22 protein-coding genes are annotated in these 25,717 nt (G+C 64.8%); 6 read left to right on the top strand and 16 right to left on the bottom strand.

Features of this window, described 5'->3' with window-relative positions:
• Positions 1–334: 334 nt before the first annotated feature.
• From mdoH to topA, 8 genes are all read right to left on the bottom strand, one after another.
• Complete coding sequence (mdoH, locus tag LPJ38_RS27605) at positions 335–2,485, bottom strand: glucans biosynthesis glucosyltransferase MdoH (RefSeq protein ID WP_231088420.1); 2,151 nt, start codon at positions 2,483–2,485, stop codon at positions 335–337.
• Complete coding sequence (locus tag LPJ38_RS27600; protein ID WP_404437417.1) at positions 2,473–3,984, bottom strand: glucan biosynthesis protein G; 1,512 nt, start codon at positions 3,982–3,984, stop codon at positions 2,473–2,475. The genes mdoH and LPJ38_RS27600 overlap by 13 nt, the downstream gene beginning before the upstream one ends.
• A gap of 258 nt (positions 3,985–4,242) precedes the next feature.
• Entirely contained in the window at positions 4,243–4,410 is a 168-nt protein-coding gene (gene rpmG, locus LPJ38_RS27595) for a 50S ribosomal protein L33 (protein ID WP_007603295.1), read from the bottom strand.
• Between the two features lie 124 nt (positions 4,411–4,534).
• A complete protein-coding gene (locus LPJ38_RS27590) occupies positions 4,535–5,860 on the bottom strand; it encodes an LLM class flavin-dependent oxidoreductase (RefSeq protein WP_145629953.1) in 1,326 nt (441 codons plus the stop codon).
• A gap of 302 nt (positions 5,861–6,162) precedes the next feature.
• Positions 6,163–6,915 (bottom strand): NUDIX hydrolase, encoded by a 753-nt coding sequence (locus tag LPJ38_RS27585; RefSeq protein WP_145629954.1) that lies wholly within the window; start codon positions 6,913–6,915, stop codon positions 6,163–6,165.
• Between the two features lie 32 nt (positions 6,916–6,947).
• Positions 6,948–7,388, bottom strand: a complete 441-nt coding sequence (locus LPJ38_RS27580; RefSeq protein WP_145629955.1) for a DUF983 domain-containing protein — start codon at positions 7,386–7,388, stop codon at positions 6,948–6,950.
• The gene (gene rnr / locus LPJ38_RS27575) at positions 7,382–9,742 is read right to left on the bottom strand and encodes a ribonuclease R (protein ID WP_145629956.1); all 2,361 of its coding nucleotides are present in this window, start codon (positions 9,740–9,742) and stop codon (positions 7,382–7,384) included. The genes LPJ38_RS27580 and rnr overlap by 7 nt, the downstream gene beginning before the upstream one ends.
• A gap of 19 nt (positions 9,743–9,761) precedes the next feature.
• Entirely contained in the window at positions 9,762–12,500 is a 2,739-nt protein-coding gene (gene topA, locus LPJ38_RS27570; RefSeq protein ID WP_145629957.1) for a type I DNA topoisomerase, read from the bottom strand.
• A gap of 324 nt (positions 12,501–12,824) precedes the next feature.
• Between topA and LPJ38_RS27565 the strand changes: the two genes are divergently transcribed.
• The gene (locus LPJ38_RS27565) at positions 12,825–12,968 is read left to right on the top strand and encodes a hypothetical protein (RefSeq protein ID WP_231088419.1); all 144 of its coding nucleotides are present in this window, start codon (positions 12,825–12,827) and stop codon (positions 12,966–12,968) included.
• 49 nt (positions 12,969–13,017) lie between these two features.
• Here LPJ38_RS27565 and LPJ38_RS27560 read toward each other — a convergent pair whose 3' ends face one another.
• Together LPJ38_RS27560 and LPJ38_RS27555 are read right to left on the bottom strand one after the other, a co-directional pair.
• Positions 13,018–13,572: a flavodoxin family protein gene (locus LPJ38_RS27560; RefSeq protein WP_145629959.1), complete on the bottom strand. Its 555-nt coding sequence runs from the start codon at positions 13,570–13,572 to the stop codon at positions 13,018–13,020.
• Between the two features lie 210 nt (positions 13,573–13,782).
• The gene (locus LPJ38_RS27555; RefSeq protein WP_145629960.1) at positions 13,783–14,250 is read right to left on the bottom strand and encodes a winged helix-turn-helix transcriptional regulator; all 468 of its coding nucleotides are present in this window, start codon (positions 14,248–14,250) and stop codon (positions 13,783–13,785) included.
• Positions 14,251–14,371: 121 nt separating this feature from the next.
• On the opposite strand from LPJ38_RS27555, the gene LPJ38_RS27550 reads away from it, so the two are divergent.
• Complete coding sequence (locus tag LPJ38_RS27550; RefSeq protein ID WP_167520305.1) at positions 14,372–15,145, top strand: SDR family oxidoreductase; 774 nt, start codon at positions 14,372–14,374, stop codon at positions 15,143–15,145.
• A 72-nt stretch (positions 15,146–15,217) separates the two neighbouring features.
• Here LPJ38_RS27550 and LPJ38_RS27545 read toward each other — a convergent pair whose 3' ends face one another.
• Positions 15,218–15,826 (bottom strand): FMN-dependent NADH-azoreductase, encoded by a 609-nt coding sequence (locus LPJ38_RS27545; RefSeq protein WP_145629962.1) that lies wholly within the window; start codon positions 15,824–15,826, stop codon positions 15,218–15,220.
• An 83-nt stretch (positions 15,827–15,909) separates the two neighbouring features.
• On the opposite strand from LPJ38_RS27545, the gene LPJ38_RS27540 reads away from it, so the two are divergent.
• Positions 15,910–16,332, top strand: coding sequence for a winged helix-turn-helix transcriptional regulator (locus LPJ38_RS27540; protein ID WP_145629963.1), 423 nt, complete (start codon positions 15,910–15,912; stop codon positions 16,330–16,332).
• On the opposite strand, the gene dprA is transcribed toward LPJ38_RS27540, so the two are convergent.
• Positions 16,329–17,471 carry a DNA-processing protein DprA gene (dprA, locus tag LPJ38_RS27535; protein ID WP_145629964.1) on the bottom strand — a complete coding sequence of 381 codons (1,143 nt, stop codon included), beginning with the start codon at positions 17,469–17,471 and terminating at the stop codon, positions 16,329–16,331. The genes LPJ38_RS27540 and dprA overlap by 4 nt on opposite strands.
• Positions 17,472–17,562: 91 nt before the next feature.
• Between dprA and LPJ38_RS27530 the strand changes: the two genes are divergently transcribed.
• Positions 17,563–18,807, top strand: a complete 1,245-nt coding sequence (locus LPJ38_RS27530) for an amidase (RefSeq protein WP_145629965.1) — start codon at positions 17,563–17,565, stop codon at positions 18,805–18,807.
• Here LPJ38_RS27530 and LPJ38_RS27525 read toward each other — a convergent pair.
• The 4 genes from LPJ38_RS27525 to LPJ38_RS27510 all read right to left on the bottom strand — a co-directional run bounded on the left by LPJ38_RS27525 (position 18,799) and on the right by LPJ38_RS27510 (position 23,053).
• Positions 18,799–19,998: a patatin-like phospholipase family protein gene (locus LPJ38_RS27525; RefSeq protein WP_167520306.1), complete on the bottom strand. Its 1,200-nt coding sequence runs from the start codon at positions 19,996–19,998 to the stop codon at positions 18,799–18,801. The genes LPJ38_RS27530 and LPJ38_RS27525 overlap by 9 nt on opposite strands.
• 156 nt (positions 19,999–20,154) lie before the next feature.
• Positions 20,155–20,751, bottom strand: coding sequence for a glycerol-3-phosphate 1-O-acyltransferase PlsY (gene plsY / locus LPJ38_RS27520; RefSeq protein ID WP_145629967.1), 597 nt, complete (start codon positions 20,749–20,751; stop codon positions 20,155–20,157).
• A gap of 47 nt (positions 20,752–20,798) precedes the next feature.
• Positions 20,799–22,106: a dihydroorotase gene (locus LPJ38_RS27515; RefSeq protein ID WP_145629968.1), complete on the bottom strand. Its 1,308-nt coding sequence runs from the start codon at positions 22,104–22,106 to the stop codon at positions 20,799–20,801.
• Positions 22,106–23,053 (bottom strand): aspartate carbamoyltransferase catalytic subunit, encoded by a 948-nt coding sequence (locus LPJ38_RS27510; RefSeq protein WP_145629969.1) that lies wholly within the window; start codon positions 23,051–23,053, stop codon positions 22,106–22,108. The genes LPJ38_RS27515 and LPJ38_RS27510 overlap by 1 nt, the downstream gene beginning before the upstream one ends.
• 222 nt (positions 23,054–23,275) lie before the next feature.
• On the opposite strand from LPJ38_RS27510, the gene LPJ38_RS27505 reads away from it, so the two are divergent.
• Together LPJ38_RS27505 and LPJ38_RS27500 are read left to right on the top strand one after the other, a co-directional pair.
• The gene (locus tag LPJ38_RS27505; RefSeq protein WP_145629970.1) at positions 23,276–24,025 is read left to right on the top strand and encodes a M15 family metallopeptidase; all 750 of its coding nucleotides are present in this window, start codon (positions 23,276–23,278) and stop codon (positions 24,023–24,025) included.
• A gap of 24 nt (positions 24,026–24,049) precedes the next feature.
• The gene (locus tag LPJ38_RS27500) at positions 24,050–25,693 is read left to right on the top strand and encodes an acyl-CoA dehydrogenase family protein (RefSeq protein WP_145629971.1); all 1,644 of its coding nucleotides are present in this window, start codon (positions 24,050–24,052) and stop codon (positions 25,691–25,693) included.
• Positions 25,694–25,717: the final 24 nt, after the last annotated feature.

Genomic DNA, 25,717 nt, shown 5'->3' with positions numbered 1-25,717 from the left:
GCATACATCGTCCGATGGAAGACCGCTTGAGCCCAAGGTTAACGTGGGGCCGTCTGTCGTCAACCGCGCTAGGGTGCCGCAACCTTCAGCTTGACCGGAACAGGCAGCCGCAGCGATCGACTTCGTTGGCGAGGCATTCGACGCTCCCAAGCAGCGCGCTTTACAACGAACTCATCAAGTTCTGCCGCAAGGAACGATTGCATCAGGCCCAAGGGCTGCGTCTCCGCTTCTTCCTCGGTACGCTGCTGAGCGGGGCCATTGCGGCGACAAGTTGGGTCGCAGCGAGCCCAAAAGAACGCAGCAAGAAATCGCTCGGCAGCTAAACTTGGGCCCTTCAGCCAAGCTTATTCTTACCCGCGCGCGGCATCTCAAGGACCCTCCGAAGCAGAGTGGGATGGCCAAGAACGGCGCGTAATTCCGGCTTGTCGAGCCATGCGGCTGCATCCTCCACGCTCTCGCATTCCCCGAGCTTGATGGTTGCGGTCGCCGAAGGCACGTCGACGGCGCCAAATTTGCGCGGTTCGGCAAGCGATAGCGATCCCAAATGCTGGCCTAGAAGTTCCGGATCCCGGCTGAGCTGGTGCAGCGCCCCCGCCGTGACGATGGGCTCAGATGCAGCGAGTTCGTTTGCACGAAGCACCACGGCAGGCGGGTCGTTGGTTTCCGGTGTGGCAAAAAGCCCGGGCGTCTTCAGTCGTGCAGAGGTCATGAGCCCCAATGGAATTGAAAGCAGAAGACCCAGCACGACCGGCGACATCCAAAGCAGCAGCGGCAGGGAGACCGCCCAGGCGCTGAGCGATAGGCCCAAGCCGCAGAGGGTGGGGCCGGCGAGCTTGCGATGGATTTCGCCGCGAGCAAGTTGGCCGTCGCTTCGGCGCTGCACCTGCCAGCCCGCGTCCCGGCCAGCTAGAATTTCAAACACGGCCTTGGTCTGGAAGATCATCATGCAGGGGGCGATCAATGCCGCAAGAAACGTCTCGCAAATGACTCCGGCCAGGACGCGAGGACTCCCACCGAATCCGTTCCGCTCTCTTCGAGTGCCGATCAGCACCAGATAGGCCAGCAGCTTCGGCAGGATCAGAAGCCCCATTGTCGCTGCAAAGACCCGCGCGGCAAGCACTGGGTCCTGTTGCGGCCAGGTCGGAAACAAACTGAAGCCTTTGGGAAAGTATTCCGGTCGGATGAAGTGCGCCTGCAGTGATATGAGCAGACCGAGTACCAGGAAGAGAAACCACAGCGGCGCTGTGACATAGGAGGCGATCCCCGTAAGCAAATGCAGCCGCGAGACCCAGTGTAGCCCGCGCGCGGGCAAGACCGCGAGATGCTGAAGGTTACCCTGGCACCAGCGACGATCTCTCGCCGCAAAGTCCAAAATCGACGGTGGGACTTCTTCGAAGCTGCCGCCAAGGGCGGGCGCCAGATAGATTGCCCAGCCCGCGCGGCGCATCAATGCGGCCTCGACAAAATCATGGCTCAGGATGTGGCCCCCGAAAGGCTTACGCCCGGTCAGCTCCGGCAGCCCGGCCTCCGCAGCGAACGCCCGGACCCTGATGATGGCGTTGTGGCCCCAGTAATTGCTGTCGCCACCGTGCCACCAGGCATTGCCGGCTGCAATGATGGGACCGTAAACGCGCCCCGCGAATTGCTGCAGCCTACTGAAGATCGTGCAGGCATTGACGATGACCGGCTGGGTCTGGATCAGCGCAGCATCGGGGTGGGACTCCATCGCGTGGACAAGGCGAACTATTGTCTCGCCCTCCATGAGGCTGTCCGCGTCGAGAACGATCATGTGGTCGTAGGCAGATCCAAACCTCGTGACCCAGTCGGCGATGTTGCCGGACTTCCGCGCGGTGTTGTCGGAGCGATGCCGGTAATAGAGCCGAGCAGAGCCGCAGGCGCGGCGCAGCCGAATGAACGTCGTCTCTTCATAAATCCAGATGTCGGGGTCGCTCGTATCGCTCAATAAAAACCAGTCGAACTGGTCTCCATGTCCGGTAGCCTGAACCGACTCGTACATTGCGCGCAGCCGCGCCATGAGATGGTGCGGATTCTCGTTATATGTCGGTAGCAGCATGGCTGTGCGCGAGGGTACACCAGGCAGTGAGCTCGTCGTATCGATCGACAGGAAAGACCGGCTGCGCGTGAGCAGCACGAAAAATCCGGCCAGCGCAGACATGAAGGAGAACGCGACCCATGCGAGCAGCACGAGGAACAGGCCGAGCAGCACCGCCTCGAGGAAGGTTACACCGCCAACTTTCACCACGTCGTACATGCCGTAGCCCCCTGCGAGCGTCAGCACTCCCGTCCCGACAAGCATGAAAAGACGACGACCCATCAAGGTGGCACCCGAATGCACCGGCGACCGGTTAGCTTCAGTCGCACGATCGAGCCGGCACGGCAGCATCGGAAGGGGACTTTCCGGCGGCAGAAATGGGCTGCCAGGGGCGTTTGGTGACGGCGTAAGTGACGGCCTCAGGGCGTCCATCGATAGGTCCACACTTCGGAGACCGGCGCTTCGTTCTGCGCCAGGAAAGCTCGCAGTTCGATTGCGGCTTGCCCCTTGACCGAGCATTGGAAGCTCAACCGCCATCCGCCGGTCATGGGATTAGGTTGCGTGACGATATTTTTGATTTCGGCCTTTTCAGCAGTCACCACGCCTTTGACGGTCTTAGCGTCGATTGCCTTGAGCTCGTCCCCCATCAGTTCCAGCACAAACAATTTGCTGTCGTCTCCGCGGCTACCGATCCCCGTTCGCGTGAACCGAGCAAGCGCCCCAGGCTTGGGAGCGTCCGGCCCCCAGTGCAGCCGATAAGTGAAGATGTGTTCGCTCTTCGCAATCAGCGGCTGCTTCGGCTGCCAGAACGCTACGATGTTGTCGTGGACCTCCTCCTTGGTGGGTATCTCGAATAATTTCACCGCTCCTTCGCCCCAATTGCCGATCGGCTCGCACCATAGGCTGGGACGCTTTTCGAAGTTGGATTCGAGATCCTGATAGGCGAGGAAGTTTCTCTCCCGCTGCATCAGGCCGAAGCCGCCTGGATTGACATCGGCGAAGCTGCTGACCTGCAGATCGTGCGGATTGTTCAGCGGGCGCCAGAGTTGCTCACTTCTGCCGTTGAAGATCGCAAGTCCATCCGAGTCATGAACCGCAGGGCGGAAATCGTCAAAATCCTTGCGGTCGTTCGGCCCGAAGAAGAACATGCTGGTCATGGGCGCGAGGCCGGCATGCTCGATATCGACCCGCGGATAGAGGGCCATCTCGACGTCGAAAACCGTGCTCTGGCCCGGCCGGATCGTGAAGCGGTAGCTGGCGGCCGCGCTCTTGCTGTCCAACAGCGCGTGCACAACGATGGACGAGGCATTTGGCACCGGCTTCTCCAACCAGAAGGCCTTGAACACCGGGAATTCTTCGCCTTTGCCCTCGCCGGTATCGATCGCCAGTCCGCGCGCGGACAGCCCATACGTCTGTCCTTTCGCGATGGCTCGGAAGTAACTGGCGCCGAGGAACACACACACTTCATCGTGGTAATCCGGCCTGTTCATCGGCGCGTGAATGCGGAATCCGGCGAACCCGATATCGGCCTTGGGCCATTGTCCAAGGCCCTCGCCGAATGAGAAGTCATCGCGCCGATACGGGATGGGTATGACGCTTCTGTTCGCCACCTGAAAGATATCGACCCGGTTCTTGTAAAAGAAGCCGCGGTGGAAAAATTGCACTTCGAACGGTAGCTTTTCATCACGCCACAACGCCTTCTCAGGCGCGAAACGAATTGATCGGTATTGGTCGTAGTTGAGATCCTTCAGTGCATCCGGTAGCTTCTCGTCGGGAGGGGCGAATGATTTCGCGGCGAGCGCCCGAGCAAGCTCGCGCACGTATGACGGGCTGAATGTCTGGGCGGGGCCGGTCTGAGCCTGCGCTGCGCGCAACAGCATAGCGGTAGCTGAAAATGCAGCCGATGCGCGAAGAACTTGCCGGCGGTTCACGCTTGCGTCTCCCGGTCCGAAACAAGTGGGAAAACGACCTATGTTCCCCGGAGTTCCGAGCGGGTAAACGTGATCCGACGATGGACTTAGGCGAGGGTCTCAAGCGCTGCCGAGCCAAGCTGCGATGCTGCCCTTCGCGGCTCTGCCAGCAAGGCGAACGTGCTTATGGGCGCTGCAGCGCGCCCGAAGCCCGTAGAGGAGCGAAACGAAAACGGGGCCCGAAAGGGCCCCGCAAAACTCTTCGACGCTGAGTCGATCTTACTTGATCTTGGCTTCGCGGAATTCGACGTGCTTGCGCGCGACCGGGTCATACTTCTTCTTGACCAGCTTGTCGGTCATGGTGCGCGAATTCTTCTTGGCGACGTAGTAGAAGCCGGTGTCGGCCGAGGACACGAGCTTGACCTTGATGGTGACCGCTTTGGCCATGTTCTGAACCTCAGGAATGAAGGGAATCTGGAGCCGGCCAAACGGCCCGCGTTGGCCGGCAACCTAGTCAGAAACCGCCTGATGTCAAGGTTTTAGGGACGGAAAACCACCCAGATCGGGCCCATCAGGCCTCGAAGAACCGGTTTTTCGGCCGCGGCAGAGCCAGATTCTCCCTCAAAGTGGCCCCTTCATACTCTTTCCGGAAGATCCCCCGGCGCTGCAGTTCCGGGACGACCTTGTCGACGAAATCGTCGAGGCCGGCGGGCAGGAACGGGAACATGATGTTGAAGCCGTCGGAGCCGCGCCCGACCAGCCATTCCTCCATCTGGTCGGCGATGGTTTTGGCGGTGCCGACGAAGGACAGGCCGCCATAGCCGCCGACGCGCTGGGCGAGCTGGCGCACGGTAAGCTTCTCGCGCGCGGCGAGATCGACCAAGCGCTGGCGGCCGCTCTTGCTGGCATTGGTCTCGGGGATGTCGGGGAGAGGGCCGTCGGGATCGAAGCCGGAGGCATCGGTGCCGAGGATGACGGAGAGCGAGGCGATGGCGCTGTCGTAGTGCACGCGGCTGTCGAGCAGCGCGCGCTTCTCCTTGGCTTCATCGACGCTGTCGCCGACCACGACGAAAGCGCCGGGCAGAATCTTGAGGTGCTCGGGATCGCGGCCGACCTTTTCCATGCGTCCCTTGATGTCGGCATAGAGCTTTTGTCCGTCCGCGAGGCTGCCGCCGCCGGTGAACACGGCCTCCGCCGTCTCTGCCGCGAGCTGCTTGCCGTCTTCCGACGCGCCGGCCTGCACGATCACCGGCCAGCCCTGCACCGGGCGGGCGATGTTGAGAGGGCCGCGCACCTTCAGATATTTGCCGTTGTGGTCGAGCGTGTGCATCTTGGCGGGATCGAAGAACAGCCCGCTCTCGACATCGCGCACGAAGGCGTCGTCGGCGAAGGAGTCCCACAAGCCCGTGACGACGTCGTAGAACTCACGCGCGCGCTTGTAGCGCTCGGCATGCTCCATGTGATCGTCGAGACCGAAGTTAAGTGCGGCGTCCGGATTCGACGTGGTGACGATGTTCCAGCCCGCGCGGCCGCCGCTGAGATGGTCTAGCGAGGCGAAGCGGCGCGCGACGTGATAGGGCTCGTCGAACGTGGTCGATCCCGTTGCGATCAGGCCGATGCGCTCGGTGACGGCCGAGAGCGCCGACAACAGCGTGAACGGCTCGAACGAGGTCACGGTGTGGCTGCGCTTGAGCGCGTTGATCGGCATGTTCAGGACGGCGAGGTGATCGGCCATGAAGAAGGCGTCGAATTTGCCGGCCTCGAGCTTTCGGATCAGCGTCTTGATGTGCGAGAAGTTGAAATTGGCGTCGGGCCAGGCCCCGGGATAGCGCCAGGCGCCGGTGTGGATGCTGATCGGGCGCATGAACGCGCCAAGCTTGAGTTGCCGTTGTGCCATCGCCCGGTGTCCATTCTTGGTGACGCTCGGAAAGACATAGGCATGAAGGGGAACTCCGCCATCAGGGGCGGCGGGAAGATTATTTTGTTTTTGAGCGTGATCTAAGCATGTTCGCGCCACACGCTCCGCTGTCGTCCCGGACAAGCGTAAGCGCCGATCCGGGACCCCATAACCACCGGCCTTGGTTTTGCGAAGACTCGTGGTTACCGGCCCGCGCCACACGTCTACCTGTGGCTATGGGTCCCGGATCGGCGCGCGCTTGAGGCGCGCTTGTCCGGGACGACACTGAGTTCGCCGTGGGCTCAGCTCAAAATATCCTTCTGCATCTTGCCGCCGTAGAAATGGAAGAACGGCACCGGGGCATCGTGACGAAGCGGGCCCGTGGCAAGGCGGCTATCGAGCTCGTTGAGCACGTTGCGCGTCATCGGATGCAGATCGGCGAGCGGCTTCGAGCCGAGCTCGACCCAGACCAGCTCGACCAGTTCGGCATCGGCGTGGATCACGCCGTCGACGCGGTGGGTGATCGCGGAGGCATCCGCGGTGAAGAAGCGCGTGTCGAAGCGCTTGACGCGGCCGGGCGGGGTGATCGCGCGCGCGATCAGGAACAGGCCGGAGGGATCGGGCAGCAGGCCGGCATCGGCGAACGGCTTCCAGGGACCATCCAGCTTCGGCACCTTGCCTTCCGCCTGGCGGCCCAGGCACAGGCCCGTCTCCTCGCAGGCCTCGCGGATCGCGGCAATCGCGAGCGACTTCGCGCGCGAGGCCGGCGTCTTCGGGCTGCCTTTGGCGAGATTGGCTTCCAACTCCGCGGTGATAGGGGCTGCGCAGGGCACGCGATAATCGGCCTTGTCGACGCGACCGCCGGGAAAGACGAATTTCCCGGGCATGAACACCACCTTGTCGTGGCGCTTGCCGACCAGCACTTTCGGAACGGCGCCGCTGCGATCGACAAGGATCAGCGTCGCCGCATCCCTCGGGCGAAAATAGGGATGGTGGTCCGCTTCCTTCTCCTCGTGAACTTTTGTCTTCTCCTCGGCCTGCGAAATATCCGTCATGTCCTCACCCGAACTGTTCTTGCTTATTTTGCCTACACCGGCGGAATACCATCGGGAGGGTTCTCGTCAAACCCATGCATGCGCAGAGCCCATTGCAAGCCGACCACAGCTCCCTTCACCGGCTGCAACAACGCGAGCGAGGCGACGAAGGTGAAGGGCAGATAGGCCACGAAGCTGAGCCAGACCGGCGTCGTGTAGTTGGTCTCGATCCAGAGGATCGCCGGCACCACGACGTGGCCGACGATGACGATGACGAGATAGGCCGGCAGGTCATCGGCGCGATGCGGGGTGAAGTCGAGGCCGCATTCGGCGCAATTGTCCGCCGTCTTCAGGAAGGCGCGGAACAGTTTTCCCTCGCCGCAGCGCGGGCAGCGGCCGCGGAAGCCGCGCTTCATCGCGGTCCAGACGTCGCGCTTCTCGACGAGGCCGGTCTCGCGCGTCCAGATCTTCGAGGCGGTGCTCGTCATCACCATGCCTTGCCCTTCTTGCTTTTTCCCTTTTTTTTCCCTTTGCCCTTGTCTCGGCTTTTCTTTGCCTTGCCGGATTTTTGCTTCTCCGGCTTGCGTTTTCTCTCTGGGCTGCGACCGGGATGCGGCTTCGATGATTTGCGCTGCGGGCGGAACTGGCGGCGTTCGCGCGGTGAGCTGTCGCTCTCCGACGACAGCAGCTCGAAGCGCAATGCGCCTGCGATGGGGGCGGCTTCGATCAGACGGACATCGACGACGTCACCGAGCTGATACATGGTGCCGCTGCGTGTGCCGACCAGTGCATGTCGGCTCTCGTCATAGTTGAAATATTCCGTGCCGAGGGATCGGATCGGGATCAATCCGTCGGCGCCGGTCTCGCTCAGCTTGACGAACAGGCCGGCCCGGGTAACGCCGGAGACGCGGCCCTGGAAGCTGGCGCCGATGCGGTCGGCGAGATGATGCGCGATCAGGCGATCGACGGTCTCGCGCTCGGCCTTCATCGCGCGCCGCTCGGTCAGCGAGATATGCGCGGCGACCTCGCCGAGCGATTCCGGCGTCTCGCTGTCGGGCAGGGCACCTTCGCCGAGCCCGAGCGCGCGGATCAGCGCGCGGTGCACGACGAGGTCGGCATAGCGGCGGATCGGCGAAGTGAAATGCGCATAGCGGCGCAAGTTCAGGCCGAAATGTCCGTAGTTTTCTGCCGAATACTCCGCCTGCGCCTGGGCGCGCAGCACCACCTCGCTCACCAGCGGGTAATAGTCGTGGCCTTCGAGCTGCGCCAGCACGCGGTTGAACAGCGTCGGACGCAGCGCGCCCGATTTCGTGAAGGGGATGTCGAGCGTTTCCAGGAACTCGGAGAGCGCGTGGACCTTCTCCAGCGTCGGCTCGTCATGCACGCGGTAGATCAGCGGCAGCGACTTCTTCTCCAGCGTCTCGGCAGCCGCGACGTTGGCGAGGATCATGAACTCCTCGATCAGCTTGTGCGCGTCGAGCCTTTCAGGCACCACGACGCGGTCGACTGTGCCGTCGCTCTTCAGGAGGATCTTGCGCTCCGGCAGATCGAGATTGAGCGGATCGCGCTCGTCGCGGGCGCGCTTGGCGCAGGCATAGGCGGCGTAGAGCGGCCTCAAGATCGGGTCGAGCAGGGGGCCGGTGGTGTCGTCAGGCCGTCCGTCGATCGCGGCCTGGGCCTGCGCGTAAGCGAGCTTCGCCGCCGAACGCATCAGGATGCGGTGGAACGTATGCGAGCGCTTGCGGCCGTCGGAGCCGAGCACCATGCGCACCGCCAGCGCGCCGCGCGGCTCGCCTGGCACCAGCGAGCAGAGATTGTTGGAGATGCGCTCGGGCAGCATCGGCACGACGCGGTCGGGGAAATAGACCGAGTTGCCGCGATCGAGCGCGTCGCGGTCGAGCGCGCTGCCTGGGCGCACATAGAAGCTGACATCCGCGATGGCGACGTTAACGATGAAGCCGCCCTTGTTGTTGGGATCAGGATCGGGCTCGGCGTGCACCGCGTCGTCGTGATCCTTCGCATCCGGCGGATCAATGGTGACGAGCGGCACGTCGCGCCAGTCCTCGCGGCCTTTCAAGTTTGCAGGCTCTGCCGCCTCCGCCTCGCGCTCGGCGGCGGTGGAGAATTGCAAGGGAATCTCGTGCGCGTAGATCGCGATCAGGCTGATCGCCTTCTCCGACTTGACCGAACCGAGCTTCTCTTTCACGCGTCCGGAGGCAAGGCCAAAGCCGCGCGAGCGGACGATGTCGACGCTGACGAGATCGCCGTCCTGCGCGCCGCCCGTGTCGGTCTTCGCGATGTTCAGTTCGCGGTCGGCGAACTTCTTGTCGACGGGGACGAGCCGCCCACCGCCTTCGGGCAGGCTGCGGAATACGCCGAGGATGCGGCTCTTGGCCTTGTCGATGACCTTGATGATGCGGCCGCGCCAGGCCGGACCCTCGTCCTCGTCCGAGCGCTCGACGCGCAGCAGCGCGCGGTCGCCGACACCGGCGGCGGTGCCCGGCTTCGGCTTGCGCGGCATCTCGATCAGGATTCTTGGCGGCTCGCCGCTCTCGACCTCGTCCCATTCGGCGGGGGAGGCGATCAATTCGCCGTCGCTGTCGCGCCCGGTGATATCGGCGAGCAGCGTCGGCGGGAGCGTGTCCGGCTCCGAGACCTTGTGGCGCTTTTTCTTGATGACGCCATCGTCGGCGAGCTCGCGCAGCATGCGCCTGAGCTCGGCGCGATCGGCGTTCTTCAGGCCGAACTCGCGCGCAATTTCGCGCGTTCCCGCCTTTCCTTGATTTGCCTTGATGAAGGCGACGATGGCTTGCCTGTCGGGAAAGCCACGGTCTTTCTTTGGTTTCACTTAACCTCTAATTCTGAGCTCAAGTCTTGCCGGCACTCTTCTTGGCCGGAGCCTTGGTGGCAGCGCTCTTGGTCGGCGACGTCTTCGCGGTCGACGGCACGGCGGCGCGCGCCTTGCTGGTGGATTCGGTTTTGGATTTGGCCGCGGCTTTCTTCGCGGCCGGTTTCTTCGGCTTCGGCGCTGCGTCCTCGCCGTCGGCGGCTTTCTTGGCCTTGGCGGGCTTGGCGGCCTTCTTGGCCTTGCTCTTGCCGCCGCCTTTCGCCGCGCGCTCGTCGATCAGCGCGATCGCCTGCGGCAGCGTGATGGCGTCCTTCTCGAACTCGGCCGGAATCGTCGCGTTGACACCGCCGGCCGTGACATAAGCGCCGTAGCGGCCGCTCTTCACGGTGACGGTGCCGAGGCTCGGGTGATCGCCGATCGCCTTGCCGGGATCGGCGCCGAAGCGGCGGCTCGGGCCCTTCGCAACCTTCTCTGCGATCAGCGTCACGGCACGGTTGAGGCCGATGTCGAAGACTTCGTCGCCGGCCTCCAGGCTGGCATAGGTCTTCTCGTGCTTCACGAACGGTCCGAAGCGGCCAAGACCTGCGGTGATCGGCTGACCGGTTTCCGGATGTTTGCCGATCTCACGCGGCAGCGACAAGAGCTTCAGCGCGAGTTCGAGATCGACATCGCTGGGCGAGGTGCCCTTCGGGATGCCGGCGCGCTTGGGCTTCTCGCCTTCCTCGTAATCCTTGGGCTCGCCGAGCTGGATATAGGGACCGAAGCGGCCGGCCTTGACCCAGACATCGCGCCCCGTCTCAGGATCCTGGCCGAGCGAACGGTCCGCGGTCGTCTCGCCGTCGGCCGCGAGCTGGCGGGTGTAGCGGCATTCCGGATAGTTCGAGCAGCCGACGAAGGCGCCGAACTTGCCGGCCTTGAGATTGAGCCGGCCGGTGCCGCAATTCGGGCACTGCCTGACGTCGCCGCCATCGGCACGCGGCGGATAGATGTGCGGCCCGAGCATATCGTCGAGGACGTCGAGCACCTGCGCAACGCGCAAATCCTTGATGTCGTCGACCGCGCCGATGAAGTCGCGCCAGAAATCCTTCAGCACCTGCTGCCAGGAGATCTCGTTGTTGGAGATGCGGTCGAGCTGCTCTTCGAGCCCCGCCGTGAAGTCGTATTCGACGTAGCGGCTGAAGAAGCTCTCCAGGAACGCGATCACGACGCGGCCCTTGTCCTCGCCATGCAGGCGTTTCTTCTCCAGCTTGACGTAGCCGCGGTCCTTCAACACCTGGAGGATCGAGGCGTAAGTCGAGGGCCGGCCGATGCCGAGCTCTTCCATGCGCTTGACCAGCGAGGCCTCGGAGAATCGCGGCGGCGGCTCGGTGAAATGCTGGGTGACGGCGAGCGACTGCCGCTTCAAGGCCTCGCCGGCGCTCATGCCGGGCAGGCGGCGGGAATCCTCGTCCTCCTCGTCGTCGCGGCCTTCCTGATACAGCGCGAGGAAGCCGTCGAACTTGATGACCTGGCCGGTCGCGCGCAGCTCCAGCGTGCGGCCGCCGGCTTTAGCGGTGATGTCGACAGTGGTGCGCTCGAGCTCGGCCGCTTCCATTTGGCTCGCGATGGTGCGCTTCCAGATCAGCTCATAGAGCTTCGCCTGATCGGCATCGAGCTTGCGGCTCATGCTGTCGGGACGGCGCGACATGTCGGTCGGGCGGATCGCCTCGTGCGCTTCCTGCGCGTTCTTGGCCTTGGCCTGGTACTGGCGCGGTGCGTCCGGCACATAGGCGTTGCCGTAATCCTCGCCGATCACCTTGCGCGCCTGGGTGATCGCTTCGGGGGCGATCTGCACGCCGTCGGTCCGCATATAAGTAATGAGTCCGGTGGTCTCGCCGCCGATGTCGATGCCTTCATATAGGCGCTGGGCGATGCGCATCGTGTGCGCGGGCGCAAAGCCGTATTTGCGGCTGGCTTCCTGCTGGAGGGTCGAGGTGGTGAACGGCGCCTGCGGATTGCGCCGCGCCGGCTTGGCGTCCACCGCAGTCACGGCATAGGCGGCGGCTTCGAGCGCCTTCTTGAAGTCTTCGGCTTCCGCGCCGGTGCCGATATCGAGGCGCTGGATCTTCTTGCCGTCGGCGCCGACGAGGCGGGCCTCGAAGGCATCGCCTCGCGGCGTCAGCAGGGTCGCGACCAGCGACCAATATTCGCGCGGCACGAACTTCTCGATCTCCAGCTCGCGGTCGCAGACGAGGCGCAGCGCGACCGACTGCACGCGGCCGGCCGAGCGCGCACCGGGCAGCTTGCGCCACAGCACGGGGGAGAGGGTGAAGCCGACCAGATAGTCCAGCGCCCGGCGCGCCATGTAGGCGTCGACCAGCGCGCCGTCGATCTGGCGCGGATGCTTCATCGCGTCCGTGACGGCCTGCTTGGTGATCGCGTTGAACACCACGCGCTCGATCTTCTGATCCTTCAGCGCGCGCTTTTCCTTCATCACCTCCAGCACGTGCCAGGAGATCGCCTCGCCCTCGCGATCGGGGTCGGTGGCGAGAATCAGGCGGTCGGCACCTTTCAGCGACTTCGCGATATCGTTGAGCCGGCCGGCGGCCTTGGGATCGACCTCCCAGATCATCTTGAAATTGGCGTCGGGATCGACGGAGCCGTTCTTGGCGGGGAGGTCGCGGACATGGCCAAACGACGCCAGGACCTCGTAGGACGAGCCCAGATATTTGTTGATCGTCTTGGCTTTCGCCGGCGACTCCACAATGACGATATTCATGTAGTTCCAGTAACTTACGGGAAAATCTTGGGCCGGAATCGAAAGGACTCGGGTCGGCCGTTTCGACCCGAACATGGGTGGTGAGGCCGTTCCTGTCAAATCGAGGGGTGTTGAAAGCCGGCGCGATGGGAAAAGTTTCATATCGAAAAAGTTGCAGAACACCACCTTGGAGTTGCGGCCGATGTCGGCGTAATGTCGCTCCGGGGCATGGATTCGGGGTGGGGCCTGGTGAGGAAGCCGGCAAAAAGGCGAGCGCGCACCGCGGCAAGAGCGCCGGGGCGCTCGCGCAACGAGGAACCGGGAGACGGCGGGGCAGATGAGGCGGTGGCCTTCATCGCCGAGCAGTCGGCTGCCCTGCGTCAGCTCGCCGAGCGCCACAAGCTGCCCGTGTTGCATTATTTATTGGGCATGACCCAGCTCGAGGCCGACGAGCATCTGCGGCTGCGGACGAAACGCAAGCTGTCGTAGGCGAAGGCGTGCTGCACGGACCGTCATTGCAATCGCATTGACGGCGCGGCTAGCCGTTGCGGCTTGCCATTTTCGCCAAGCGCTCGCCGAGATATTCGGCCGTGCTCAAATCGCTCTGTGGCAAGGTGCGGTCGACCAGATGCGTCGCCAAGCCAAGCTGGCTGCCCAAGCGATTCCGGCCGCTCGAATCCTCTCCTCCCGGAATATCCAGTCCGCACCAGAGCATGCCGTGCTGGGCAGCCAGAATCGAAAAATAGCTCAACGTGTGCAGTTGATCGCCGCCTGCGCAGGCGCCGGTCGTGAATCCGGCTGCGATCTTGCCCGCCCATCGCTGCCTGGTCCATCGGTCGCTTGAAGAGTCTGCAAATGCTTTGAATTGCGCCGCTGGTCCGCCCATGTAGGTCGGGCTGCCAAATGCGACTGCACTGGCGCGGTCGATCGTCTCCAGCAAGGCCTCGTTGTGGAAACGACCTGATACGATGGCGTCGCCAGCGATCCGGCAGAGTGCGATCTCTGTTGCCCCTGCCGCGCCGCGCGCCACCGCATGCGCGAGCGTTTCGGTGGTGCCGGTAATCGAAAAATAGACGATAGCGAGCAGGGGCATGGTGGTGACGCTTTGGAGGATCTCGCCATTTTGACGCCGCCTATTTATTGCACAAGCCCCCACGCCGTCATTGCGAGCCAACGGGTCCGCGCTACGCGCGGCCCGATGACAGGCTCTGCGAAGCAATCCAGAATCTGTCCGCGGAGGGATTCTGGACTGCTTCGTCGCAAGGGCTCCTCGCAATGACGGTGCGGTGGCAGTCGCGTCTCGTTACGCCGTCCGTCGCCGAGGCGCGGGCCGCGGCTTCAATGTCGTATCCGCCGGCGAGAGCAGCCGCCCATCCTCCGCGCGCATCTCCAGCTTTTTCACCGGGCGACCCTTCTCGCGATCGACCAGAATGGTTGCGATTTCCTCGGGGTGGTCGTCGAACTCCTCGCTCCATTGCCGCAGCGCCACCAGGATCGGGAAGGTGCCGCGGCCCTTTGGCGTCAGCACATATTCGGAATAGGCGCTGCCGTCGGAAGCGGGGGCGGTTGCCAGGATGCCGTGGTCGACCAGCGCGCGCAGGCGCGCTGACAGGATGTTCTTGGCCATGCCGAGTTTGCTCTGAAACTCGCCGAAGCGGCGGAGGCCGAACAGCGCCTCCCGAATGATCAGCAGCGACCACCAGTCGCCGAGCGCGTCCAGTGAGCGCGCGATCGGGCAGGCGTCGTCCTCAAAGCTCGTTCTTTTCACCATCAATGTCGTCCTGTCGCACTCGCACGGCGCGACCGCCGATCACGCGCTTGTGTGGTTGCATCATAAAACCGTATGCCCTAGATGGCAATCTAGTTTTATCATGCAACTACTGGAGGCGAACGTGAGATTGAAGAACAAGACGGCCCTGATCACCGGCGGCAACAGCGGCATTGGGCTTGCGACGGCCAAACTGTTCGTCGCCGAGGGCGCCAAGGTGGTGATTACCGGCCGTAACAAGGAGACGCTGGAAGCGGCCGCAAAAGAGCTCGGGCCGAACGCGCTCGCGCTGGCTGCCGACGCGACCGACATCGCCGCGACGGAAGCTGCGATCAAGCAGGGCGCGGAAAAGTTCGGCAAGTTCGACATCGTGTTCGCCAATGCCGGCATCGCCGGCGGCACGCCGCTGGGATCAGCGACGCTGGAAGTCTTCGAGAAGGTCATCAGCACCAACCTCACCGGCGTGTTCTTCACTGTTCAGGCCGCGCTGCCTCATCTCAACGACAATGCATCGATCATCCTCAACGGTTCGGTGATCTCGGTGCTCGGCATTCCCGGCTATTCCGCTTACGGCGCTGCCAAGGCGGGCGTGCGGGCGATGGCGCGGATCATGGCCTCGGAGCTGTCGCCGCGCGGCATCCGCGTCAACGTGGTCGCGCCGGGCGCGATCCGCACGCCGATCTGGGGTCCCGCGACCGCGACGCCGGAGGCCGAGAAGGCGTTCGAGAAACGGATTGCGCTGTCGACGCCGCTCGGCCGCATCGGTGAAACCGATCACGTCGCCAAGACGGTGCTGTTCCTTGCCTCCGATGATTCCGCCCATGTGCAGGGCCAGGAGATCTTCGTGGACGGCGGCGCGGTCGCCTCTCCGAGCGGCGCGCCGATCTATCGGGGCTGAGTTAACCCGTCTAACTTGAATCCGGCCGGCGCAACACACGAGTTGCGCCGGTCGGCTTGGCTGTTGCGCGTCCTAGGCCGCGCGCAGACTCGTTGCCGACTGCAGCGCGCCGGCGATCGCCTTTTCGCGGTGCTCCGGCCCGACCTGGATGCCGTCGGCCGGGATGAATTCGACGTTGGTGATCCCCATGAAGCCGAACACCCAGCGCAGATAGGTTTCGAGATGTTCGCCGGCCACGTATGGCGTCTCCGCGCCGTAATAGCCGCCGCGCGAGATCGCCACGATCACGCGCTTGCCGCCGGCAAGGCCCTGCGGCCCATTCGCCCCATAGCTGAACGTCTTGCCCGCAACGAGAATGCGATCGATCCAGGCCTTGAGCTGGCTGGGAATGGTGAAATTGTACATGGGCGCGCCGATCACGACGATGTCGGCGGCGAGGAACTCATCCAGCGCAGCCGCGCTCGCGGCGAGGTCGGGCGCAAGTTCCGCGGGCGCGGGTGCGCCTTGCGCGGCCGCGAGATGCGAACCGGAGAGATGGGCGAGCGGGGTCTCAGTCAGATCCCGATAGGTGATGTCGAGGCTGGGCGTCGCCTGCCGGAGCCTGTCGACGATGGCGGCGGAGACCTGCCGGCTGACGGAGTGGGGGCCGAGGACGCTGGAGTCGAGATGGAGGAGTTTCATGTGGGGTCACCCTGGTATAAGATTGTAACCAGCGCTACATGAGTGACTGCTAGAATCCCCGCAAGAACGCACTTTTTTGAGCCATGGGCACATCTTTGAAACCTGCGAACACCGATTTTCCCGCCACGCCGAGGCCGGATCCCATACCGGACCCCAACCACGCGGACTGCCGCGGGGTCGCCTCAGTGCTGTCCCGCGTCGGCGACAAATGGAGCGTGTTCGTCATCATGATGCTGAGCGACGGGCCCAAGCGCTTCAATGAGCTCAAGCGCATGATCAACGGCATCTCGCAGCGCATGCTGACATTGACGCTGCGCGGCCTCGAGCGCGACGGCCTCGTCACGCGCACGATCTTTCCAACTATTCCGCCGCGCGTCGACTATGAGCTGACCGATCTCGGCCGTGGTCTCCAGGAGCCGGTAAAAGCGCTCGGCGAGTGGGCGATCAAACACCAGCAGCAGATCGCAGCAGCTCGCACGCGGTTCGACGCGCGGAACGAAACTTAGAGCAGGGACACCAGCCCGCCGCCGTGGCGTTCGAGCTTACCGGCGAGCTCCAGCTCCAGCAGCACGGTGCGCACGATCGCAGGCGAGGCGCCGGACATCCGCACGAGGTCGTCGATTGAAATGGGGGCGGGGCCGAGCAGGCCGGTGATCTGATCACGATCGTGGCCTTGCGGATCGCTTTCGAATGGCTCGCTGTCGGGCTCTTCAGCCGGATGCATCAGCGGGCGCTCCATGATCGGCTGCACCGCATTGACGATGTCGGCGGCTTCCGTGACGAGAGTCGCGCCCTGCTTGATCAGATCGTTGGCGCCGGCCGCGCGCGGGTCGAGCGGCGAGCCGGGGACGGCGAACACCTCGCGGCCCTGTTCGGCCGCCATGCGTGCAGTGATCAGCGAGCCCGAGCGGTGAGCGGCTTCCACCACGACCACGCCGAGCGAGGCGCCGGAGATCAATCGGTTGCGGCGAGGGAAGTCGCGGGCGCGCGGCTCATGGCCGAGCGGCATCTCGGAGATCGCAGCGCCCTCGTGATCGAGGATCGATGTGAGGAGATCACCATGCTCAGGCGGATAGATGCAGTCATGTCCGCCGGCGAGCACCGCGATGGTGCCGCTCTCGACGCTCGCGCGATGCGCGGCCTGATCGACGCCTCGGGCGAGGCCGGAGATGACGATAAAGCCGGCTTCGCCGAGCTCGCGCGCGAGCTGGCCGGCAAACTTCAACCCGGCGCCGGACGCATTGCGCGAGCCGACGATCGCGATCATCGGCCGCATCAGGGTTTTGGTGTCGCCGCGCACGGCGAGCAGCGGCGGCGCGTCGTCGATCATTGCGAGCCGCGCCGGATAGCCGTCCTCGCCGGGCGCGCGCCAAGCGATGCCGAACTTGCGGCTTGCGGCAAGCTCGGCCTTCGCTTCATCCGCGCTACAGATGCGACCCGATCGCTGCGCACCGCCGCGGCGCGCCAGATCAGGCAGCCGCTCCAGCGCAGCCCGCGCGGTGCCGAAATGATCGACCAGCGAGCGGAAGGTGCGCGGCCCGACATTGTCGGAGCGGATCAGACGCAGGTGGTCGATCCGCTCAAGCTCGGTCAGCTCCACGCTCGGATTGATGGCGTCCACGGTGTCTCCTTGTGGGGACAGCATGGAACAACCTTGGGGCGTTGCGCAACAGTGGCGTGCGCTTGCGTGGCCTTGCCCCGATGCTAAAAGCGATCCCAATAAGAAGGATGTTGCCATGATCTCACTTGCCGACCTCCAGCGCCGTATCGAAGCGGGCGAACTTTCGCCCGATGCCGCCATCGCGCAGTCGCACGCGGCGATCGAGGCCAAGGAGAAGGACGTCCGCGCCTTCGTCCGTCATGACAAAACCGCCAAGGCGCAAGGCTCCGGCCCGCTGCGCGGTATCGCGGTCGGCATCAAGGACATCATCGACACCGCCAACATGCCGACCGAGATGGGCTCGGAAATCTATCGGGACTGGCAGCCGCGCTCGGATGCGCCTGTGGTGATGATGCTGAAGCGGGCGGGCGCCACCATCATCGGCAAGACCACGACCACGGCGTTCGCTTCGCGCGATCCGACGCCGACGCTCAATCCGCACAATCTGGGCCACACGCCCGGTGGCTCGTCCTCGGGCTCGGCCGCGGCCGTCGGCGCCGGCATGATTCCGCTGGCGCTGGGCACGCAGACCGGCGGCTCGGTGATCCGCCCCGCCGCCTATTGCGGCACGGCTGCGATCAAGCCGTCGTTCCGGATGCTGCCGACGGTCGGGGTCAAATGCTATTCGTGGGCGCTCGATACGGTCGGTCTGTTCGGGGCGCACGCCGAGGATCTCGCGCGCGGGCTGCTGGCAATCACGGGGCGCACCGAGTTCTCCGGCATCACCCCGGCCAAGGCGCCGCGCATCGGCGTAGTCAGGCAGGAATTTGCAGGCAGCGTGGAGCCGGCGGCGGAGCAGGGGTTGGAGGCTGCGATTCAGGCGGCGACGCGAGCGGGCGCCAATGTGCGCACGATCGAACTGCCCGCCTCACTGCAGGACGCCTGGCGCATCCATCCGATCATCCAGGATTTCGAGGCGCATCGCGCGCTGGCCTGGGAGTTTTCGGAGCGCCACGACGATATCGCGCCGATGCTGCGCGCAAGCCTCGATGCGACGGCCGGACTGACGCCGAAAGAGTATGACGAGGCCCGCCGAATCAGCCGGCGCGGACGCCGTGAGCTCGGCGAGCTTTTCGAGGGCATCGACGTGCTCCTGACCTATTCGGCGCCGGGCACCGCGCCGGCCAAGGAGCTCGCGACCACGGGTGATCCCCGCTACAACCGGCTGTGGACGCTGATGGGCAATCCTTGCGTCAACGTGCCGGTGCTGAAGGTGAATGGCCTGCCGATCGGCGTGCAGGTGATCGCGCGCTTCGGCAATGATCCGCTCGCGCTTGCGGCGGCCTGGTTCCTGGAAGATGCGCTGGCGAAATCAGGCTAGGGCGGGTTCGCGGCGAACGGCATCGCGTGCGGGCGCCTTGCCATTCGCACCTTGCCGGAGCCAGCGCTCGGCCGCCTCGCGACCGCTCCGGTGCAGCGCGCGAATGAAGCCGCGGCCGAGATCCGTGGAGGAGCGCTGCGCGAGGCCCTCGACAGAGTCTTCGGCCGCGATCCTCGATAGCCGCAGTGAAGGCGCGGCATGGGCCTGCGCCCATTCGATCGCAGCGATCTCGGCATTGAGCGCGGCATTGGCCGCGATCTGGTCGAGCCGGCGGTCGATCGCGGCGAGCGTGATCGGCACGTAGCTGTCGCGCGCCGGCGTGACCTGGATCAGCAGGACATCGGGCGTCGTCGTTTCCTGCGCCAGCCGCAGCAGCGGCGGGTTGCCACCGAAGCCGCCGTCCCAATAGGCCTCGCCGTCGATCTCCACGGCGCAGTGAACGAGCGGCGGGCAGGTCGAGGCCAGCGCGACGTCGGCGGTGATGGCGTCATTGCGGAAGATTTGCTGCTGCCCGTCGCGGATCCGCGTCGCCGCGATCATGAGTTTTGGGCAGCTTGCGTCGCGCAGGGCAGCAAAATCGATGTCGCGCGACAGCGCCTGCCGCAGCGGATCGAGATCGAACGGATCGAACTGGCCGGAGCGCAGCGTCGGGCCGAATGCGACAGAACTTCCCGCCGGCGAAAAGCCGCCGATCAGCATCAGCGAGCGGAATGAGGCCTCGTGCATCAGCCGGACCCAGAACCGGTTCAGCCGGGAGCGCGCGCCTTCGCGGCCGCCTTCGGCCAGGCCGCAGGCGAGCAGCAGCGCATTGATGGCGCCGGCGCTGGCGCCGCTGATCGTGTCGATCGCGATATCTGGCTCTTCCAGCAGCCGCTCCAGCACGCCCCAGCTGAAGGCTGCAAAGGTGCCGCCGCCCTGGAGCGCCAGCGAGAGTTTTCGCGGCGGCCATTGGCGGGAATGCGGCTGCACGGGAGCGACAGGCGCGACCGTGGTCACGACCTCGACCGTCACGGGCGCTTTCGCGATTGGCTCGGGCGGCGACACTGGCGGCAGAACGGGAAGAACTTTTGGGGCGGGCGGCGAGGGCGCATCGGACCAGATATTGGTCGCCGAGAGCAGCCGGCTTGCTGCAGTGCCGGAAACACCCACCGAACCACCCCCGTCATGCGTGCCGACAATCTTCTCGCTCATTCTGAGCAGCCGCCGCCATATCCGCTGTCACGATGACAGACCCGAAACCCGCTCGCCAATACAACCGTGATTCGGTCGCAAGTTGCGAACAGGATTCGGCATATAATGCGGAAGGAGAGCTTCGGTATCCGTAGATGCCCGGCTTCGCGCGAAACGCTATGCCTTCTCGCCAATCCGGCTTTCCCTGCCACCTTGCAGGCGCTTGATGTTCTCGCGATGCGCGTAGAACAACAGCAGCGTCAACACTGCCGTCAGGGCCGACAGGGCGAGGTGCCCGAACCACCACAGGAAAATCGGCGTGATAAACGCCGCCACGAGCGCGGAGAGCGAGGAATAGCGGGTGGTAAAGGCGGTGGCGAGCCAGAGCAGGCAGAACACGATGGCGCCGGGCCAGAACAGGCCGAGCAGGACGCCGATATAGGTGGCCACGCCCTTGCCGCCTTTGAACTTCAGCCAGACCGGAAAGAGATGGCCGAGGAACGCGCCGAGCCCGGCCACCATGGCGGCATTGGGTCCTGCGAGGTAGCCGGCGATCACCACGGCCACGGTGCCCTTGAGCGCGTCGAACAACAGGGTGCCGGCGGCAAGGCTCTTGCGTCCGGTGCGCAGCACGTTGGTGGCGCCGATGCTGCCGGAGCCGATCGAGCGGATATCCTGCGTACCCGCAAGCCTGGTCAGGATCAGCCCGAACGGGATCGAGCCGAGGAGGTAGCCGATGATGAAGGCCACCGGCAGAAATGCTTCAAGCGCCATGGCGGCAGCTCCAAAGGCAGGATTCCCATGTCGAACGAGCGGGCACCTCAGACATGCTCATAGACCGTCCGGCCGCCGACAATGGTGCGCACCACGCGGCCTGTAAAGCGGGCCTCGTCGAACGGGGTATTCTTGCAGGGCGATTTGAGGTCGGCGGGATCGACGACCCAGGGCGTGTCGGGATCGATCACGATGACATCAGCCGGGCTGCCGGTGCGCAGGGTTCCGCCTGGCAATCCCAGCAGCTCGGCCGGACGGGTCGACATCGCACGGATCAGTGTCTTCAGTTCCATTTCGCCATTGTGGACGAGGCGCAGGCCGGCGGGCAGCATGGTCTCGAGACCGACGGCGCCGGGTGCGGCTTCCGCGAACGGCAGGCGCTTGACTTCGACGTCCTGCGGATTGTGGTCGGACATGATGATGTCGAGCAGCCCGGAGCCGATCGCTGCCACCAGCGCGCGGCGGTCGTCCTCGGTGCGCAGGGGCGGCGACAGTTTCAGGAACGATCGGTAAGGACCGATGTCGTTCTCGTTCAGCGCCAGATGATTGATCGAGACCGAGGCGCTGACGGCGAGGCCGGCGTCGCGGGCGCGCTGGAGGATGTCGAGGGACTCGATGCAGGTCAGCGAGGCCGCGTGATAGCGGCCGCCGGTCAATGCGACGAGGCGCATGTCGCGCTCGAGAATGACGGCCTCGGCGGCGCGCGGGATGCCCATCAAGCCCAGGCGCGAAGCGAATTCGCCCTCGTTCATGACGCCTTCGCCGACGAGATCGGGATCCTCGGTGAAGTGCACGATCAGCGCATCGAAATCGCGCGCATAGGTCAGCGCACGGCGCATCACCTGCGCGTTGGTCACGCTTCTGGCGCCGTCACTGAAGGCGACCGCCCCCGCAGCCTTGAGCAGCCCGAACTCGGTCATCTCCTGGCCGTGCATGCCCTTGGTGAGGGCGGCCATCGGCTGGATGTTGACGATGGCGGTGTCGCGGGCGCGGCGCATCACGAAGTCGACGGTCGCCGAATTATCGATCACCGGCAGGGTGTCGGGCTGGCAGATGATGGTGGTGATGCCACCGGTCGCCGCCGCCTGGCTCGCGGTGGCGAAGGTCTCGCGATGGCTGAAGCCGGGCTCGCCGACGAAGGCGCGCATGTCGATCAGCCCGGGCGCGACGATCTTGCCGGAGCAGTTGACGATGTCGGTGCCCTCGGGGACGCCGGCCGCGCCGATGCCACGGCGGGTCTCGCGGATCATGCCGTCGGCGATGAGGACGTCGCCGACACCGTCGAAATCCCTGGAGGGATCGACGACGCGGGCGTTGGCGAGCAGGACGGGGCGGCGATCGGTCAACATCGGCATCACGCGTTCGGCAGGTTACGTGCGAGGGCTTCCAGCACCGCCATGCGCACGGCGACTCCCATCTCCACCTGCTCGCGGATCAGGGACTGCGCGCCGTCCGCGACCGCCGTGTCGATCTCCACGCCACGGTTCATCGGACCGGGATGCATCACGAGCGCGTCCGGCTTGGCATAGGCGAGCTTCTTCTGGTCCAGTCCGAAATAGTGGAAATACTCGCTGGATGACGGCACGAAAGAGCCGTTCATGCGCTCGCGCTGCAGCCGCAGCATCATGACGATATCGGCACCGTTCAGCCCCTCGCGCATGTCGCGCGCCACCTCGACCCCCATCCGTTCGATGCCGGGGGGCAACAGCGTGGAGGGGCCGACCACGCGCACGCGGGCCCCCATGGTGTTGAGCAGGATGATGTTGGAGCGGGCGACGCGCGAATGCAGCACGTCGCCGCAGATCGCGACCACGAGCCCTTCGATCCGGCCCTTGTTGCGGCGGATGGTGAGTGCATCCAGCAGCGCCTGGGTCGGATGCTCATGCGCGCCGTCGCCGGCATTGATCACGGAACCGTCAACCTTGCGGGCCAGCAGTTCCACCGCGCCGGAGGCGTGATGGCGCATCACGAGGATGTCGGGATGCATCGCGTTCAGCGTCATGGCGGTGTCGATCAGCGTCTCGCCCTTCTTGATGGACGAGGAGGCGACCGACATGTTCATGACGTCGGCGCCGAGCCGTTTTCCCGCGAGCTCGAACGAGGATTGGGTCCGGGTGGAGGCCTCGAAAAAGAGGTTCACTTGCGTCCGTCCACGCAGGACGGTGCGCTTCTTGTCAACCTGGCGGTTGACCTCGACATATTCTTCGGACAGGTCGAGGAGGCCGCTGATGTCGGCCGCGGAAAGGCCCTCGATGCCCAGCAAATGCCGGTGGCCGAGGACGAAGGTCGATTTCGATGTCATTAAAAGCAGAGCTATAGGGGCGGATGGCGGGGGGAGCAAGGGGCAAAGGGGAGGAAGTGAGTTATCCCCCGATCTGTCGGTTTGGTCGCTGCGGCGTGGCCTGTCCCTACCTTTTCCGTCATGCCCGGGCTTGTCCCGGGCATCCACGATCTTCTATCGCATTTGACGCAAAAGAACGTGGACGGCCGGGACTAGCCCGGCCATGACGATGTGGGGCATTCCGTGAAAAGAATTCTGACAGCGTTCCTCGCCGCAGTGACGATCAGTGCAGCCCACGCCCAATCGCTCCCTGGCGGCTTCGCCTACCTGCGCGACATCGATCCCAGCATCATCCAGGACATTCGCTACGCCACGTCGAACAACTTCGTCGGCCGTCCGCTCGCCGGCTACAACGCCGGCGAATGCGTGGTGAAGCGGGAGGTGGGGCTGCGGCTGAAGGCGATCCAGCAGGAGCTGGCGGCGCAAAATCTCTCGCTCAAGATGTTCGACTGCTACCGGCCGGCGCGGGCCTCGCTCGACATGGTGAAGTGGTCGCAGAACGGCCACGAGACGGCGGCCGAGCGGCGCTACAATCCGCGAATTCCAAAGACCGAGTTGTTCCGCCTCGGCTACATCGCGAGCCGTTCGCAGCATTCGGCCGGGGCGGCGCTCGATCTCACGCTGGTCGATCTCAAGGCCGACAATTCCGCCAAATACGATCCCTCGAAGACCTATGCCGATTGCACGGCGCCAGTCGATGCGCGCGCGCCGGAGGGCAGTGTCGACATGGGCACCGGCTACGACTGTACCGATACCAAGGGGCACACGGCGGCGCCATCGATCAGTCCGGAACAGCGCGCCTGGCGCAAGCGGCTGGTGGCGGCGATGGCCAGGCAAGGCTTTGTGAACTATTCGAAGGAGTGGTGGCATTTTTCCCTGCCGGGGGCAGGCGGGGCGGCCTATGATTTCCCGATCCAGCCGCGGCGGAACTAAAAGTCCGCTCCGAGGAAGTACCCCATGACCCAGCCGAGCTTTGCGACCCACGAGGTCTTCAACCAGTCGCCGCCGTTCGAGGACGTCGACCTCTTCGCCGTCGATCGGCCGCTGATCGAGGCGGTCAAGGCCAATGGCGGCGCGTCGGCGGAACGCGAGCTGTCGGAATTCGGCAAGCAATGGGGCTCGGCGGCGATGGCCGATCGCGGGCGCGTTGCGAACGAGAACACGCCGAAGCTGCGCAGCTTCGATGCCAAGGGCAATCGCCGCGATCAGGTCGAGTTTCATCCCGCCTATCACGAGCTGATGGCGCACAGCGCGCATGCCGGCTTGCACAACTCGACCTGGACGGCCGATGGAAAACCTGCGGGCGATGCCGCCGAGGTCATTCGCGCGGCAAAGTTCTACATGGCGGCGCAGGTCGAGACCGGCCATCTCTGCCCGATCACGATGACGCGCGCCTCCGTCGCGGCGCTGGCGATGCAACCGGACCTACTGGGCAAAGTGATGCCGGTGCTGTCGACCAGGAGCTACGACCCGAGCTTCGCGCCGTGGTGGGACAAGCGCGGCATGACGCTCGGCATGGGCATGACCGAGAAGCAGGGCGGCACGGACGTGCGCGCCAACATGACCCGGGCCGTGCGCGACGGACATGCCTATCGCATCACCGGCCACAAATGGTTCATGTCGGCGCCGATGTGCGATGCATTCCTGGTGCTGGCGCAGGCGGAGAACGGCCTGACCTGTTTCTTCATGCCGCGCTTCGCGCCTGACGGCTCGGTGAACGCGATGCAGTTCCAGCGGCTGAAGGACAAGCTCGGCAACCGCTCCAATGCGTCGTCCGAGGTCGAGTTCGTCGGCGCCTATGCCGAAGCGGTCGGCGAGGAGGGCAAGGGCATCCGCACCATCATCCAGATGGTGCAGCTGACGCGGCAGGATTGCGCGATCGCCTCGGTCGGCCTGATGCGTTCGGGGCTCGCCCATGCGCTGCATCACGCCCGTCACCGCAGCGTGTTCCAGAAGCATCTCGCCGATCAGCCCCTGATGCAGGCGGTGCTGTCCGACATGGCGCTGCATGTCGAGGCGAGCACGGCGCTGGTGATGCGGCTCTGCCGTGCCTTCGACCGCACGGCGCATGATGCGGCGGAAGCTGCCTATATGCGGCTGCTGACGCCGGCGATCAAATACTGGACCTGCAAGAGTGCGCCGCCGTTTCTCTACGAGGCGATGGAGTGCCTCGGCGGCAACGGCTATGTCGAGGACGGCATTCTCGCGCGGCACTATCGGGAGGCGCCGGTCAACGCGATCTGGGAAGGCTCCGGCAACGTCATGTGCCTCGACGTGCTCCGCGCGCTCGCGCGCGAGCCGGACGCAGCCACGGCGGTGCTGCAAGCGCTGGCTGGCGAGACCAGGGGCTTGCCGGGGGCAGGCGAGGCGGCCGCGTTCATCGGCAAGGCCTTCCGACGCGCCGACGGCGAGCGCGTTGCACGGCTTGCGGTCGAGAAGCTGGCGCTGCTCGCGGCGACCGCGGCGCTGAACGGCGTGTCTGCGCACAGCGCCGAACTGTTCGCGAGCACGCGCCTCGCCGCCAATCACGCCAGCATGTACGGTGCGGTTGAGCTGGACAGCGGCGACGTCCGCGCGCTGCTGGAGCGGGCGCTGCCGTGAGCATGGCACTTTCTACCCCCATCG

Origin of the sequence: Bradyrhizobium daqingense (assembly GCF_021044685.1) — a bacterium.
GTDB classification, from domain to species: domain Bacteria; phylum Pseudomonadota; class Alphaproteobacteria; order Rhizobiales; family Xanthobacteraceae; genus Bradyrhizobium; species Bradyrhizobium daqingense.
This window is presented reverse-complemented; position numbering and strand designations above follow the sequence as displayed.

What these genes read in the sequence shown, in the direction of transcription:
- LPJ38_RS27590 (WP_145629953.1), bottom strand. Translation starts at nt 5,860, where the DNA reads ATGGCACAACGGCAACTCAAGCTTGGCGCGTTCATGCGCCCGATCAGC.
- dprA (WP_145629964.1), bottom strand. Translation starts at nt 17,471, where the DNA reads ATGCTGTCCCCACAAGGAGACACCGTGGACGCCATCAATCCGAGCGTG.
- LPJ38_RS27510 (WP_145629969.1), bottom strand. Translation starts at nt 23,053, where the DNA reads ATGACATCGAAATCGACCTTCGTCCTCGGCCACCGGCATTTGCTGGGC.
- mdoH (WP_231088420.1), bottom strand. Translation starts at nt 2,485, where the DNA reads ATGGACGCCCTGAGGCCGTCACTTACGCCGTCACCAAACGCCCCTGGC.
- rpmG (WP_007603295.1), bottom strand. Translation starts at nt 4,410, where the DNA reads ATGGCCAAAGCGGTCACCATCAAGGTCAAGCTCGTGTCCTCGGCCGAC.
- LPJ38_RS27560 (WP_145629959.1), bottom strand. Translation starts at nt 13,572, where the DNA reads ATGCCCCTGCTCGCTATCGTCTATTTTTCGATTACCGGCACCACCGAA.
- LPJ38_RS27540 (WP_145629963.1), top strand. Translation starts at nt 15,910, where the DNA reads ATGGGCACATCTTTGAAACCTGCGAACACCGATTTTCCCGCCACGCCG.
- LPJ38_RS27555 (WP_145629960.1), bottom strand. Translation starts at nt 14,250, where the DNA reads ATGGTGAAAAGAACGAGCTTTGAGGACGACGCCTGCCCGATCGCGCGC.
- LPJ38_RS27580 (WP_145629955.1), bottom strand. Translation starts at nt 7,388, where the DNA reads ATGGTGATGACGAGCACCGCCTCGAAGATCTGGACGCGCGAGACCGGC.
- LPJ38_RS27545 (WP_145629962.1), bottom strand. Translation starts at nt 15,826, where the DNA reads ATGAAACTCCTCCATCTCGACTCCAGCGTCCTCGGCCCCCACTCCGTC.
- plsY (WP_145629967.1), bottom strand. Translation starts at nt 20,751, where the DNA reads ATGGCGCTTGAAGCATTTCTGCCGGTGGCCTTCATCATCGGCTACCTC.
- LPJ38_RS27585 (WP_145629954.1), bottom strand. Translation starts at nt 6,915, where the DNA reads ATGACGGATATTTCGCAGGCCGAGGAGAAGACAAAAGTTCACGAGGAG.
- LPJ38_RS27525 (WP_167520306.1), bottom strand. Translation starts at nt 19,998, where the DNA reads ATGAGCGAGAAGATTGTCGGCACGCATGACGGGGGTGGTTCGGTGGGT.
- LPJ38_RS27530 (WP_145629965.1), top strand. Translation starts at nt 17,563, where the DNA reads ATGATCTCACTTGCCGACCTCCAGCGCCGTATCGAAGCGGGCGAACTT.
- topA (WP_145629957.1), bottom strand. Translation starts at nt 12,500, where the DNA reads ATGAATATCGTCATTGTGGAGTCGCCGGCGAAAGCCAAGACGATCAAC.
- LPJ38_RS27500 (WP_145629971.1), top strand. Translation starts at nt 24,050, where the DNA reads ATGACCCAGCCGAGCTTTGCGACCCACGAGGTCTTCAACCAGTCGCCG.
- LPJ38_RS27515 (WP_145629968.1), bottom strand. Translation starts at nt 22,106, where the DNA reads ATGCCGATGTTGACCGATCGCCGCCCCGTCCTGCTCGCCAACGCCCGC.